Consider the following 15000-nt stretch of genomic DNA (forward strand, 5'->3'; position numbering starts at 1 on the left):
TTTTTCTAATTATATTATGTTTTAATCTTCAAAGACTTTTTTATAGTTAAATAATTTTAAAACTGCTTAATAGTTCAAATTTTTCTAATAAAAAATAAAAAAGATAATAAATTTCTCTTTTTAGCCTTTTTTATAGTGCTTTTAGTTATTTTGCTTCTCCACTTGAGCTTCTGGCTGTAAAGTTTGTTCGTGTTGATTTTGTTGTGATTGCTTTAAATTATTATACATGTCTAATAAATACTTTTCTTTCTCATCATCATTACTATAATGACTTAAAACAAGAACTTTTGATAATTGTTGGAATAATGGGTCTTGACGAATTTCTTGTGGGATTAATGAAACCCTACCTAAACGATCATTTAAGATTGCCTTAGTTGAATCATATGCTATATCATCAAGCAATTGATAAAACATTTTCGTACCTTCTTCAGTATACATTTGGTAAGGATTTTTTTGAGCATATTGAACAAGATTAATGTTTGAACGTAGCTTATCCATAGCATCAATGTGATTTTGTCAATATTTATCAACAATGTTTAGAACATAATTTTTTTGAGTTGCATAAGCATATTCTTTATCAGTATTTACAATGGCATTTTTTTCTCATTCGGCGTAATAAGCTAATAATTTTTCATTAATAAATTCGGATAAATTTGAATCATGAATTTTTCTTAATTCTTTTAAAGCAAATTTTTGCTCTTCATTAGCTCATTTCATGAAATTATCATTAAGATAATTAATTAATTTTTCGTAATCTAAACCACCATTTTTATTTTTAAACATTTGATATTTAACAATGTTGTTTGTCACATTATTAATCATTCTTTTTACTATAAAACTGATGTCATTGCTAATTAATATTAAATCTCTTTGTGCATAAAATAAATCTCTTTGTTGTCTAATAACATCATCGTAATGAAGCACATTTTTACGACTGTCATAGTTGAAACCTTCGATTTTCTTTTGCGCATGTTTAAAGCCAAATTGTAAATTTTTACTGGTTATTTCTTTATTGCCTTCTTTAGCATATGCTTGTTTAAATTCTTCATAATTTGAAAACCTTTGCATAAGCTGATCATCTAAAGAAACAAAGAATTTTGAAACTCCTGGATCTCCTTGACGCCCCGAACGACCTCTAAGTTGGTTATCGATTCTCCGACTTTCAGCCCGATCAGTTCCAATAACATATAAGCCGCCTAATTCTAAAGCTTCTTTTGAAGGCTTAATGTCAGTTCCACGACCAGCCATGTTTGTAGCAATGGTTACAGCGCCTACTTGACCCGCTTGAGAAATAATTTCTGCTTCTGAAGCATTTTGTTTAGCGTTTAAAACCGTATGAGGAACCCCAGCATGATTTAAGAACTGGTGTAAGATTTCTGAATCTTCAATTTGTGCTGTACCAATTAAAACTGGTTGACCTTTAGTATATAACTCTTTAACTTTTTCAGTTACTGCGATTCATTTTGCTTCATAATTACCAAAAATTGCGTCATCTAAGTCTTGTCTTTGAATTGGTTTATTAGTTGGAACAGGATTTACACGCATATTATAAATGTCAATAAACTCTTGTTCTTCTGTTTTAGCAGTACCGGTCATACCACAAAGCTTAGTAAACATACGGAAAAAGTTTTGGTAAGTAATTGTTGCTAAAGTTTTAGTTTCAGGCTCAATTTTTACCATTTCTTTAGCTTGCAATGCTTGTTGTAAGCCTTCTGAATAAGCTCTACCTTCCATAATCCGTCCGGTAAATGCATCAACCAATTCAATCTTGCCATCTCTAACAATGTATTCAACATTATTTTTCATAACTTTATGTGCTCTTAAAGCGTTTTGAACCCTATGAACAATTTCTGAGTTTTCAATGTCATATAAGTTTTTGATATTGAAAAATTTGTTAGCTTTTTCAATTCCGCTATAAGTTAATGAAATAGCTTTAGATTCTTCATCAATTTCATAATCATTAGCATTTAATGTACGAATAAATTGGTCTGCTGAAAAATACAAGTGTGTATCACTAGTTTCTCCCCCTGAAATTATCAAAGGAGTTTTTGCTTCATCAATTAATATAGAATCGGCCTCATCAATTAAACAAAAGTGCAAGCCTCTTTGTACTTTTTCAGCCATTGTTTGAGCCATGTTATCTCTTAAATAATCAAAACCTAATTCTGAATGGACTGAATAAGTAATATCGCAAGCATAAGCTGCACGCTTAGCATTCGGATCCATTTGTGCTTTATTTATACCCACTGTTAAGCCTAAAAAGTTAAAGACTTGACCCATTTCTAAAGCATCACGTTCACTTAAGTATTCATTAACTGTTGAAACAATTGCGCCTTTGCCACTTAAAGCATTTAAATAAACAGGAGCTATCGAAGTAATTGTTTTACCTTCACCAGTTTTCATTTCTGCAACAGAACTAAGGTCTAATAAAACACCACCAATCATTTGTACATCATATGGTCTTTTGCCCAAAATTCTCTTAGTCGCTTCTCTAGCTACCGCGAAAGCTTCAGGACGCAATTTATCTAAACGTTCTCCGTTTGCTATTCTAATTTTGAATTGTTCAGTTTTGGCTTTTAATTCTTGATCAGATAATTTAGAAATTAAAGGTTCATAATCATTAATCTTTTTTAAAGTTTTTTCAGCTATACGCATTTCTGTTGATTTAATATTAAAAAGTTTCATGTTTTAATTTTATATTAATTATTAAAACTAAGATTAAAACTAAATATAAAAGTGATTAGTAAAAAGCAAAAACTTCATCAACTATTAAGAATAAAAATGCCAAAAAAGCTTAAAAAATTTTTAATTAACTAGAGTTATTGTTTCTTGTATCAAAACTAAATAAAAATTAATAAAATTTTCATGGATTTATTTTTAACTCCAATCCTGCTATTGTTTTTATTACTATATTTTTCGTTTTATGTAGTCTTGAAAACGATAAGTAAAATTTTTTAAAAAAGGAAATTCAATGATTTCAGATAAAAAGAGAGTTGCCCTTTTTATTGATTTCGATAACTTTAATACTCAAGATAACATTACAAGAGTAATTGAAGAATTAAAAAGCGATTATGACTTATTGTATTCAGCAGCTTATTTTTCTAGCAATTTAACTGAAACTCAAAAGCAAATGTTAGTTGATTTCAACATTAACTTAAACTTAGTTGGTGTTAGAATAAAAGGCAAAAATTCCACTGACATCAATTTAACCGTAGATGTTATGGAACAAATAAGAAATGATCATATCGATGGATTTTGTATTGCGTCAAGTGACAATGACTTTTCATATTTAGTTCAAACACTTAAAAAACATGGGAAACATATCATAGGCGCTGGTGACAAGCGTTTAAACCCATCGTATATTAACTTTTTTGACCATTTTATTAATGTTTCAAAGCTCTCTAATCCTGTTGCGACAAAAGAAACATCAGCAGAATTCCAAAAACTTATTTTAACGGTAAATAAACTTATTAACCAAAGAAAAGATAATGAAGGCTATGCAGATTTTTCACAAGTTATCCAAAGCTTAAAAGAAGAAATGCGTGATTTCTCACCTAAAAACTATGGCGCATCAAACAGAAGAGTTCAATCATTTTTTGAATCTGCTGATTTAAAAAAGCATTTCAAATTAAAAAAAGTTGAAAGTGCTTATTTCATTAAATCAATAAACAATCTAATTGTTGAAGAAACAAAAGAAGAAACAAAAAATGATGAAAAACAATTGACCGTAGAAGACGAAATTATTAGTTTAACTAATAAAGTGTTAAGTAAAATGACCGAATTACGCAAAAACGAAACACTTTTTCCATTTAGCGTTTTCTTTGGAGAATTTGTTAAATGTTTTCCTGAATATTCAGCAGAAAACATTAAGAAAAAATTTAGCAAATATGGAAAAACAGTTCAAAAAATTTTTATAAAAATGCTTAGTAAATCTTTTACTTTTGCTAAAGCATCAAAAGAGCTTTATATTGGTTTATTAAAACATAATGATACTGGCGTACAAAATCCTAAAAATGAAGACAAAAATGGTTTGTTAGATATGTTAAAAGAAGCTTTTAGCACAATACCAGAAGAAAAAAATGGTTTTGTTTTATTTGCTGGCTTAGGTACATATTTTAAAAAACATAAAATTAATTTTGAAAAATTTGGCTTAAACAAAAAGATTAAAGCTAAAGACCTAAACAAAAGTCCATTGAATAATTATGTCGAAGTCAAAAAAAGTGGCAGCACAGTTTATGTGAAACTAAAAGTTAATTAAGCTTTTAGAAAAAAACTTCTGCTTTAAATCCTGGATGGTAGTTCATCTAGGATTTTTCTATTACCAGCCATTAATAACCATGTTTTGTTAAAAAATGATAATTATTAAATTGCTAAAATAACTTTTTCATAGCACTTTTGGCAAAAATGAACTATAAGGTAAATGATGCTCTTAAATATTTAGGCAAAAATAAAAATTACCTCAAAACTAATGCTAGTAAACACAAGCTTTAGAGTAATAATTAATCCATTTTATCTAGGTAATCTTGGTTAAAAATACCGATATAAGGTAAATTGCGTAATTTTTCTTTGTAATCTAAGCCAAATCCCACAAGAAAAACATCAGGCACAATGAAACCGCTTTTGTCTGCTTGTAAATTAACTTTGCGATTAATTGGTTTATCAAGCAAAGTAATAATTTTTAAACTTTTAGGCTTTCTTGCTAATAATAATTCTTTAATTTTGTTTAAGGTAATTCCTGAATCAATAATATCTTCAACAACCAAAATGTCTTTATTTTCTATGTCATTGGCTAAATCCATAATAATTTTGACACTTCCAGTTGATTGATGGCCACCCAAATATGATGAAGCTGTCATAAAATCTAATTTGTGATCCACATTTACATTTTTAATTAATTGTGCTAAAAAGGGAATTGAACCTTTAAGCAATCCAACAATTATTAAATCTTTACTAAATTGATAAGTGGCATTTACTCAAACTGCCAATTCTTTGATTTTGTCTTCAATTTCTTCTTGGCTGTATAAAACTTTTGTAATTCTTTTGTCTATCATAATAATTTCCTAAGTTATTTTGCAAAATTGAATGTTTCAATAATTTGGATTGCTTCACTTAAAACTTGAACATTAGTCTTATTGTTGCAATCAATTATTTTGTAAGGAATATTGAAACGTTGAGCTAAAGCAACAAAAAGTTCCTTGTACAAATCATGCAATTGTTGAAAATAAGCTTTATTAATTTCGAAGTTATCAATCTCTTCTTTTCTTCCTCTAGCAAAAATTCTTTCAGTAAATGTTTCAAATGAAATATCAAGAAAAATAGCCAAATCTGGATTTTCTTTAACATCAAAGATTTCGTTGAACATCGCATCAAAAGCTTTTAAATATTTAGGTTTTTTATTAGCTAATGTGGCAACAGCAAAGATATAATGTTCCAAATTAAAGCGATCTAAAAAAATGTGGTTTTTCTCTTTTTTATAGCCTTTTTGGTTAAATAGTTTCATAGTTTCGCCAAAGCTATGAGATAAATTTTCTAAAATGTAAGCTTGAAAGCCGATGTCAATATTTGGTTGTTTTTCATACAATCATTTTAAAAATGTATTAAAAACTTGATCATCCTTTTGAAATTCTTCTAACAAAATTGAATCTTGGTAAAAGTTGTTTAAGCCTTTAGCCAAAGTGCTTTTGCCCGCACTAATCATTCCGCTTATTGCAATTATCATTTTTACTCCTTATAACGTTTTTTGTTTGAAAAATCATAATTGTCAATAATTTTTTTAGCTTCTTGATAAACTTCTTCTTCTGTTAAATTATCTGTGTTGATTACAACATAATCAAGATTATATTTTTTAGCTTGTTTTAAAAACAATGGTTTGTATAAGTCATATAACTCTTTGAAATAACTTTCATTTAAAGTTCAGTTTTCAACTTCAACTTCTCTACCTCTAGTAAAAAGACGATTTTTGAAAGTTTCAAAAGTCATATCTAAATAAATTGCTAAATCAGGAGTTTCATCCTCGGTTATTAAATGTGAAAAAAGCGCATCATAGCCTTTTAAATATTTTTCACCCTTTGGTTTTAAATTGACATTAGCAAAAATATAATGTTCAATACTAAAACGGTCTAAAAATAAATGGTTAGTCTTGAATTTATAACCCTTTGCTTTGAAATCTTCAACACATTCAGCTAATTTTGAGGTATGGTTTTCAACAACATAAGATTGAAAACCAATGGTTAAATTAGGTTTCTTCTCATACAATCATTTTAAAAATGTGTTAAAAACTTCATCGTTTTCACCAAATTCAGCAAGCATCATTGAATTTGAATATTCTTTTACTAATCTTTCTGTTAATGTGCTTTTTCCGCTACTAATCATGCCACTAATTCCAATAATCATTTCAACTCCTTAAAAAATAGTTTTAAAAAATAAGCCTATAAAATAGTCTTATTTGTATTCGATGTCTAACACTTGAATTGAGTATTTGTTAGGTACTTCAACTTCAATCGTTTCACCGATTTTTGCTTCCATAATTGCCAATGCAATTGGCGAAACATTAGAAATTTTGTTTTCAAAAGGATTGCTGTCGTGGCTACCCATAATTGTTACTACGTATTTTTTATTGTCTTCTAAATTTAAGTAGGTAACTGTCGCACCAATACCTGCTGTTTTTTCAGCATCAGTTTGAAAATTAACAACCGCTTCATAAACATCTGCGTTGTCTAAGATTTTTTCAAGTTCAAGAATTCTACCTTCAATTTGCGCTTGTTTATCTCTAGCAGCATCATATTCGGCGTTTTCTGAAAGGTCACCTTGTGCACGAGCTTCTTTTAATTCAGCTTGAACAGCTGGCCTTTGAACTAAAATTAAATTATCATATTCGGCTTTATACTTATCGTAAGTTTCCTGAGTTAAAACAATTCTTTCTGTATCTTTATTTGCCATTTTGACTCCTTTTGTTAATTGTTATTATTTTACTTATAGTTTTTATTTATGTATATAAATAAATTTATTTTTTAACGATGTATAAAAATTTGTTTTTTATTTGGCTTATTTCATAAATTATTTTTTCATTTTTTAGATGTTTAGCAAGCAATCTTAAATCACCTTTGGTGATTTTGTTTTGTACAACAATTAACATACCTTTTGTTGCCAAATTGTTGTAATAATTTTCAAATATTTCATAATTGCTAATTTGGCTATTGATAGCAACAATTAAATTGAATTTTTTACCTTGCTTAATTTCTTCTTCGTTTATAAATTCAACAGGTTTTTTAAAACAGTTTGGATAGGTTAATACAGCTTGATTTCAAAGTTTGCCATTAAAATCGCTTTTGAAAATGTAGTTTTTGCCATAGCCTAAATATTGCATTATCGCATATTCATATTCAACGTTTTGACCTATAAACAAGTTATTTTCGGCTTGATTAATGTATGAAGTATTGACAATGTTATCTAAATCTAAATCGTCAATATTTGGCTTTAAAATATTTTTTAGCTCCATTGGAATTGGCTCTAAATCTTCGCCTCTTAGTCTATCAATTGCTTCATTGGCTTGTCTAATTTCTTCATCTACTAATTTTCTTTTAATTTTTTTTGCTTTGACAAACATTGTTAAATAAACAATAGCACCAATTGCCATTACAACAAAAATTGACACAAGTAAAATTATACGAATTACATCTTTGTTCATTATTTAACTTCCATTCCGCCGTAATCTAAAAAGTCTTGCAGAATAATTTTTGCTGCCAATGTATCTTTAATTTCATTGCGTTTTTGGATTGATAATTTTGCGCTTTTTAAAATATTTTGTGCTTTGATTGTTGAACCATATTCATCTACTAAATAGACTTTTTGGTCAAAAATTTGTTTTAATTTTTGAGCAAATTCATCAACCATTATTGTTCTTTCGCTTTTGCTTCCATTGCTTCTTAATGGGTATCCTAAAATTAAAGCATCAATGTCACCTTTGACATTGATGTCTTTTATAGCTTGAATTACTGCTTCGAAATCGTTTTCTTCGAAGCGAATTGTTTTTAAACCTGTGGAAATAATAGCGTTATCATCGCTAATGGCAAATCCACATGTTTTTGTTCCTAAATCTAAAGCTAATTTACGCATTATAAGTTATTAATAACAATTTCTTTTAAGTTGCTTAAATTATCAACTTTACCCATTGCTACAACAGGTGAACCGCCACCTCTACCATTGGTTTGTTTAGCAATATTTTGGAAGATGGTATTTGAATTTTCAACTTTTGTTGCGATTGCTAACAAAATTTGATCGCCACTTGGAGCGCCTAAAACAACATAATTTTCAGGGAATTTTTCTCTGATTGTTGAAGCAATAACTTTAATTTGGCTAGGATTAATATCAAAATTAAAGTAGACATTTTTGCCATTGATATTTTCAAATTCAACTTTTTCATAGTCAAATTCGATATTTGAACTTTGTTTATTTGCTACTTTGAAATCTTCTCTTGCTTGTTCAATTAATTTTAAAATAGCTTTGTATTGATCGACTAAATTTAAATTGTCTAATTTTATTTCTAAACTATATTTAGGGTTAAGTGCCTTAACTTTATTAATAATATTAGTTAATTCATTTGTATAAAATTCAATTTGTTCTTTATAGAATTTATCAACTAATTCATTTGATGTTACAACTCTAATTCTAAATATTCCAGCTTGTTTTCTTTCAATAGCAACAATTTTGAAGTTTTCTAATTGTGCACTATGTTCAAGGTGAGTTCCACCACATAAATCGCTAGTAACATCACCTCATTTAACTAAACGAACATTATTTGGATCCATGTATTCTGTTTCTTGAATAGTCATTATTGCGCCATATTCTTTAGCTTTTTCAGTTGTGGTAATAATGTATTCTCTTTTGATATCTCTTTTAATGATATCTTGCATAATTTGTTCAATTTCAGCAATTTGTTCATCTGTTGGTTTTTCATCAGCAGGGAAGTCAAAAGTAAATCTTTCATAAGTAATATCTGAACCAAGTTGTTCAATTTGTGGTCCTAAAACTTTTCTTAAAGCACTAAACACTAAGTGAGTTGCTGAGTGATTACGTGCTAAATTAAGTCTTTTTGGAGCATCAACAAAACATTCAACCGGATCTTCATTATTAATTTTGCCTTCAACTTTATGAATGTGGTTAGCATATTTATCTTTGAAAACATCTAAAATTTTGATTTTATTGCCGTTTTGAATCATGTATCCTTCATCATGGTTTTGGCCACCTGATGTTGCATAAAATGGAGTTTTATCTAAAATTACATAACCGATTCCATCAATTTTGCTTACTTCATTTTCTTGATCAAGCAACATTAACACATTTGATGTTGAAGTCAAGTGATCATAACCTATGAATTCATCAATTTTGTTGTCAATTAAAGCTAATGAATTGATTACATTTTGCATACCTTCGGCTTTATCACCTTTAGACTTCATAGCATGTTCTTCTTTAGCTTGATTAAATTCATCCATATTAACTTGAACACCATATGAATTAGCAATTTCAACTGTTAATTCAATTGGGAAACCATAAGTATCTAACATTTTAAAAGCATCTTTACCACTTAAAACTTTTGAGCCGTCTTGAATGTATTGTTCAAGCATTGCTTTACCTTTTTCAATAGTTTTGTGGAATAATTCTTCTTCATCTTTAATTGCTTTTTCAACTGGTTTAACATCATATTCAAAAGGTAATGAATCATGAACAACTTGAACTAGTTTGTAAAGGAATAAACCTTTAATACCTAATTGCATTCCTTTGTAAATTGATCTTCTAATTAAACGACGAATAATGTAGCCTCTACCAACATTTGAAACTTTAGCGCCATCAGCAATAGCATTAGCCACAGTTCTAATGTGATCAGCAATAACTTTAAAATTTTGATTGATTAATTCTTGTTCTTTTTCCCTAGTAAAATAGTTATTTACGTCATATTTGTATGGTGAATATTTTTCAATTTCTTTGATGATGTTAATAAATAAATCAGAATCATAGTTGGTTGGCGCATCTTGCATAATTGAAGCAATTCTTTCTAAACCGGCACCAGTATCGATATTCTTTTGTTTTAATTCTGTGTAATTATTTTCACCATCATTATTAAATGTTGAAAAAACAATGTTTCAAATTTCAATGTATCTGTCATTTTCAATGTCTTCTTTTAATAATACAAGGCCTCTTGAATCATATTTTTCGCCTCTATCAAAGAAAATTTCAGTGTTTGGTCCACAAGGTCCTGAACCAACATCTCAAAAGTTTGTATCTCTACCACCTGGAATTAAATGACTTTCTTCAATTCCATGGCTCATTCATAATTGCTTAGTTTCTAAATCATCTCTAAAATAGGTAAAATATAATTTTTCTTTGTCTAATTTTAAAACATCTAATAAGTATTCAATTGCAAAGGCGATTGCTTCTTTTTTAAAATAATCGCCAATTGAAAAGTTTCCAAGCATTTCAAAAAATGTGTGGTGACGAGCGGTTACACCAACATTTTCAATATCATTAGTTCTAATTGCTTTTTGACTATTTACAAGTCTATTTTTAGGTGGGATTTTTTTACCTGAAAAATAGTCTTTTAATGTAGCAACACCTGAATTAATTCATAAAAGTGAAGGATCTTTAACAGGAATTAAAGATTTTGAAGGCACATGTAAATGGTCTTTTGATTTGAAAAAGTCAATTCAACTTTGTCTAATTTCTTTAGAAGTCATCATAATTAATCTCCTTATACATAAGTTTTTTCTTGATTTTGGTAATAAATTTTTTCAATAATTGCTCCACCAATACATTTATTGCCATCATATAAAACAACTTGTTGTCCTGGCGTTACTGCTTGTGAGCCTTGTGGGTAGTAAATCATTATTTCATTGTTTGGTAATAATTCGATTGAAACAGGAACATCTTTTTGTCTATATCTAAATTTAGCTGTTAAATTTTCAGGATCATAATCCAAATTGTTTAAAGTCAAATTTGATGCTAGCAATTGATCTGACATTAAATATGACATATCAGAAGCAGGCGCTACATATAAAATATTTTTTTGAACATCATGACCACAAACATAATGTGGCTCAGCCATTCCGCCTAAATTTAAGCCTTTTCTTTGACCTAGTGTGTAATAGAAGCAACCTTCATGATCTCCAACAACTTTATTTGTGATAATATCAACAATTTTTCCGCCTTGCGCTGGAATGTAATTTTGCAAGAATTTAGTAAAGTTTCTTTCACCAATGAAGCAAATTCCTGTTGAATCTTTCTTTGTTGCTGTCGCAAGATTTAACTGATTAGCAATTTCTCTAATTTGTGGTTTAGTATATTTTGCTAAAGGCATAATTACTCTTGATAATTGTTGTTCTGTTAATTGCGCTAAAAAGTAAGTTTGATCCTTATCTTCATCGGCTGCTCGATATAAATGACCATTTTGTACATCTGCATAATGCCCCATAGCAATATAATCAGCACCTAATTTATCAAAAGCATAATTAGCAAAAGCTTTAAATTTTATATGTTTGTTACATAAAATGTCTGGATTTGGAGTTCTGCCTTTTTGGTATTCTTCAATGAAGTTTTGAAAAACATCATCTCAATATTCTTTGATAAAATCCGCCCGATGTAATTTAATTCCTAATTGTTGCGCGACTTTTTGAGCATCTTGATAATCCAATTCTTGAGGACAAACTGCTTGATTAATGCTTTCATTGCCTAAAAAATCATTATTAAGTGTTGAATCTCAGTTCCGCATAAATAAACCTTCAACATCATAGCCAGCCTGTTTAAGTAAATAAGCCGCAACTGAAGAATCTACTCCGCCTGACATTCCTAAAATAACTTTTTTACTCATAAGGTCTCCTATAATTTCTTGTTTATTTATATTTAGTATTTTTATTTACTTATAAATATTAATACTATTATTTAAATTTAATATTAAAATGAGTAAATTTATGAAAAATTCACTCATTAGTTCATGTTATTCTTTGATGTCTTTAATAATATTGTTTTTAAAAATTTCAATTGTGGCATTAGTATAAGGATTAGCACCATTTAAATAACTATTTAATGAAGCTGCTAATAAAATGTTTTGAATTAAATAGCCAATGTCAGTTAAATTGTTAATTGTAAGTTTAAATTCAAATGAATTTATAATGTCTAATTTAACATTTTTAAAGGCATTTTCGTCAATTTTGAAAGGTTTAGTTCCATCTAAAAAACCAACCAATTTATCATTGTAATTAACAATTTGTTCTTTAATATTTTGATAATCTTGTTTAATTTCAATTAAAGTGTTCAATGATTTTTTTCACTCCAAAAGCAAGCGATTTTTAGGATTAATTAAATTTTCTAAGGTCAATTGATTTTGCAAAACTAACTGTGAATTGTTTTTGTTTTCTGTTTCATTAAATAGTTGTACAAATCAATTACTGAAATCTTTCAATTGGTTCTCAACTACAATTTGCTCATTATGGAATTTAGCATTGAGCAAGCTTTTTAAAATTGAATATTCTAAGAAATTATTTGATATGCTTTTTGCCGAAATAACCTGTGAAATAGCTTCTTTAGCACCTTTAAAAATTTCTAAATAATCAATTTTTAAACACAAAATAGGGAATAAAATGGCAGGTGAAAAAAGATTAAATCTGCTTGGTATTTCTTCTGAGTAATTAACAACTAAGTAATTATTTCTAAGTGCTAGTTCATTCAAAATATTTTTCTTATTATTGATGCTAAAAGCGATTAAATTTTGGGCATTATTAATACCAAATTTTGATTCTAATAATTTCCTTAATTCCCTAAAAAATAGCGAAGTAACAAAATTATTATCGCTTTTAGTAATTAAATTAATTGCGAATTTTTTATTTTCAATACTGCTTAAAACTTCAATTAACTTTTCAGCATTTAATTCATCGCCTAAAAAAATTAATTTGAGTTGTGAATCAATTAAATTTTGACTTTTTAATAAGTTATATCAAGCCTTAATATTCATTAAATCATTGTCAGTGGCAATAACCAACAAATACTCAATTTTTTGGTCGTAAAGATTTTTAATAAATTTTTGATTTTTTTCATCATCAAAATAAGTTTGATAATTCATTACTAAATCAATTCAAGCTAAATTTTTCTTGTCATTTTTTGAAAAATTACTAATGTTATCTATTCAGTTTTTAACTAAATCTTTAGTATGTTTGAAGTCTAAATCGCTTAAATTAAAATTGTGTCTTAGTTCAATATTTTTATGCATTATCATCTCCTAAGAAAAGGAAAGGATTTGTTTTATTTAAGTAAGCTTCATAAATTAATGATCAATACATTAAAGCAACTATTTGACCCAAAGAAATTTCATCAGCTTCTTCAATTTTAATCCGGCAAACCGGCAATGAAGCGATATTAGAAACTGTGTTGATTAAACTTTTATTTACTTGTTTGTTATAAAAAGATAATTTATTGTTTTTCATTTTGAAAGTCAAGTCTTTTAAATAAATTTCATCGCTAATAATAAAATCTGTTTGTTCGTTGTTTAATTCATAAAATGTAACAAATAAATTACGGTTGTTTTCTAATAAAAATTGACCATATTTGGCTATTTCATAGGGAAAAATGGCATTAATCAAACTCTTATTTTTGTTTATATAATTCAAATTCAAGAAATTATTTTGGTATGCTAAAAAATTATTAAACAATGAATTTAACCCTATATTAAAATGAATTTTTTTGTCTTTTTTCAAATCAAAATTAATATAACCCAATTTAAAGGCTAAATTATTGTCAATAATTTTGTTTGTATAATCGAACGAAGCAATTGAATAACCTTCTAAAATTTTTTCAATGTTCGCACCTTTTAAAAATAATAGTAATAGATTGATTTCGCTAAAAAAAGCAAAATGATAATCCAAAATTGAAGGAATAATTAATTTATTATTTTCTTCAATTGGCAAAGCAAATAATTGTTCTTCTAATTCTTCTTTAGATATCAAATAAACATTATTAAAAGCATTGTAAAAACCTAAATTAGCCTGCATTTTATTAACAATCAATTTAATAAAATTTAAAAAAGCATCATTGAAAGTAATTAATGATGAGAATAAAATGGCTGTTGATTCTTGAGTTAATAAATGATTACATTGTTTTAATTGAGCAAAACTTTGTTCGCTAAATTCATTGGCATTGAAAAAAATAAAATTAATTTTATTAGCTGTTAATAAATCATTATTGAAGAGATAATTAAAGCCCGCTTGAAAATTTTCAATAATTTCACTGGAGCAAAAAATTAAAAGATTTTTAATGTTTTTATCGACAATTTTTTTGGCAAAATTTTTAATTTCATTAATGCTGTTGTAAGAAAAGTTTAAAGCCAATTCATGGAAACCAAAATTTTCATAACCAATCGCATTTCTTGTGCGAATTGTTTCAATTAAATTATTAGCACGATTAACTAAGTTTTCGTTTTGAAAATCAGGATAGTAATTATAAGTTTTTAAAGTAATTTTAGCCATTAGTCATCCAATGAAGCTTTAAGAGTTTCAAAACCGTGCTTAGTTTCAGCTAAATGAGCCACAAATGGTTTGCGAGCGAATAGTGGATGAAGCGCTTTAAAATTACCTAATCCTTCTTTCTTTTCGCTATTTCATTCTTCAATAATAAAATTGATTTTTTCGCCTATTTTAAATTCTGTAAGCAAATTATTTTTTGATCAATCTGTTACCATTTTTTTAGGAATAATAAAAACAAAATTGCGATTGCTTTTAACAACCAATTTTTGTGTTGAAATGTTAATTATTTTGCCATAGCAAATGTCGCCTTTTTTATACATAGTATATTTATTATATATTAAGAGCCAAAAAAGACTTATAATAAATAAAATGCCTATTAATGTTTTGCCATTTTTGCCTATAAAATAGCTTGATATGGCAAAAATAATGCTTTTTAACTAATTTTTAACTATTTTAATCAAAAATTTTTTTATCTATTATAATATACATATATTAA

Annotated in this window: 13 protein-coding genes; 1 reads left to right on the forward strand and 12 read right to left on the reverse strand. The window is 27.6% G+C overall.

Going from position 1 to position 15000, the window contains the following annotated elements:
• Positions 1 to 141: 141 nt before the first annotated feature.
• Positions 142 to 2685 carry a preprotein translocase subunit SecA gene (gene secA, locus T395_RS0100415; protein WP_029512542.1) on the reverse strand — a complete coding sequence of 848 codons (2544 nt, stop codon included), beginning with the start codon at positions 2683 to 2685 and terminating at the stop codon, positions 142 to 144.
• 286 nt (positions 2686 to 2971) lie between these two features.
• Between secA and T395_RS0100420 the strand changes: the two genes are divergently transcribed.
• Positions 2972 to 4258 (forward strand): NYN domain-containing protein, encoded by a 1287-nt coding sequence (locus T395_RS0100420; RefSeq protein WP_029512543.1) that lies wholly within the window; start codon positions 2972 to 2974, stop codon positions 4256 to 4258.
• Positions 4259 to 4499: 241 nt separating this feature from the next.
• Here the strand turns inward: T395_RS0100420 and hpt are convergent, their stop codons facing one another.
• The 11 genes from hpt to T395_RS0100475 form a co-directional block, all read right to left on the reverse strand.
• Positions 4500 to 5051 (reverse strand): hypoxanthine phosphoribosyltransferase, encoded by a 552-nt coding sequence (gene hpt, locus T395_RS0100425; protein ID WP_029512544.1) that lies wholly within the window; start codon positions 5049 to 5051, stop codon positions 4500 to 4502.
• A gap of 14 nt (positions 5052 to 5065) precedes the next feature.
• On the reverse strand, positions 5066 to 5719 hold the full coding sequence (locus T395_RS0100430) for a deoxynucleoside kinase (RefSeq protein WP_029512545.1): 654 nt from the start codon (positions 5717 to 5719) through the stop codon (positions 5066 to 5068).
• A 2-nt stretch (positions 5720 to 5721) separates the two neighbouring features.
• Positions 5722 to 6393, reverse strand: coding sequence for a deoxynucleoside kinase (locus tag T395_RS0100435; protein WP_029512546.1), 672 nt, complete (start codon positions 6391 to 6393; stop codon positions 5722 to 5724).
• 48 nt (positions 6394 to 6441) lie between these two features.
• Complete coding sequence (greA, locus tag T395_RS0100440; protein ID WP_029512547.1) at positions 6442 to 6939, reverse strand: transcription elongation factor GreA; 498 nt, start codon at positions 6937 to 6939, stop codon at positions 6442 to 6444.
• Positions 6940 to 7003: 64 nt separating this feature from the next.
• Complete coding sequence (locus T395_RS0100445) at positions 7004 to 7687, reverse strand: BC85_0335 family putative methyltransferase (protein ID WP_029512548.1); 684 nt, start codon at positions 7685 to 7687, stop codon at positions 7004 to 7006.
• On the reverse strand, positions 7687 to 8115 hold the full coding sequence (gene ruvX / locus T395_RS0100450; protein ID WP_029512549.1) for a Holliday junction resolvase RuvX: 429 nt from the start codon (positions 8113 to 8115) through the stop codon (positions 7687 to 7689). Before ruvX ends, T395_RS0100445 begins: the two co-directional genes overlap by 1 nt.
• Positions 8115 to 10733 (reverse strand): alanine--tRNA ligase, encoded by a 2619-nt coding sequence (gene alaS / locus T395_RS0100455; RefSeq protein WP_245599321.1) that lies wholly within the window; start codon positions 10731 to 10733, stop codon positions 8115 to 8117. The genes ruvX and alaS overlap by 1 nt, the downstream gene beginning before the upstream one ends.
• A gap of 11 nt (positions 10734 to 10744) precedes the next feature.
• Positions 10745 to 11860: a tRNA 2-thiouridine(34) synthase MnmA gene (gene mnmA / locus T395_RS0100460; protein WP_029512551.1), complete on the reverse strand. Its 1116-nt coding sequence runs from the start codon at positions 11858 to 11860 to the stop codon at positions 10745 to 10747.
• A 126-nt stretch (positions 11861 to 11986) separates the two neighbouring features.
• Positions 11987 to 13255, reverse strand: a complete 1269-nt coding sequence (locus tag T395_RS0100465; RefSeq protein ID WP_029512552.1) for a hypothetical protein — start codon at positions 13253 to 13255, stop codon at positions 11987 to 11989.
• Positions 13248 to 14507 carry a glucose-6-phosphate isomerase gene (locus T395_RS0100470; RefSeq protein WP_036458299.1) on the reverse strand — a complete coding sequence of 420 codons (1260 nt, stop codon included), beginning with the start codon at positions 14505 to 14507 and terminating at the stop codon, positions 13248 to 13250. Before T395_RS0100470 ends, T395_RS0100465 begins: the two co-directional genes overlap by 8 nt.
• The gene (locus T395_RS0100475) at positions 14507 to 14824 is read right to left on the reverse strand and encodes a hypothetical protein (RefSeq protein WP_051617745.1); all 318 of its coding nucleotides are present in this window, start codon (positions 14822 to 14824) and stop codon (positions 14507 to 14509) included. Before T395_RS0100475 ends, T395_RS0100470 begins: the two co-directional genes overlap by 1 nt.
• Positions 14825 to 15000 lie beyond the last annotated feature (176 nt).

Source organism: Mycoplasmopsis iners ATCC 19705, assembly GCF_000701805.1.
Classification (GTDB): Bacteria; Bacillota_I; Bacilli_A; order Mycoplasmatales; family Metamycoplasmataceae; genus Mycoplasmopsis; species Mycoplasmopsis iners.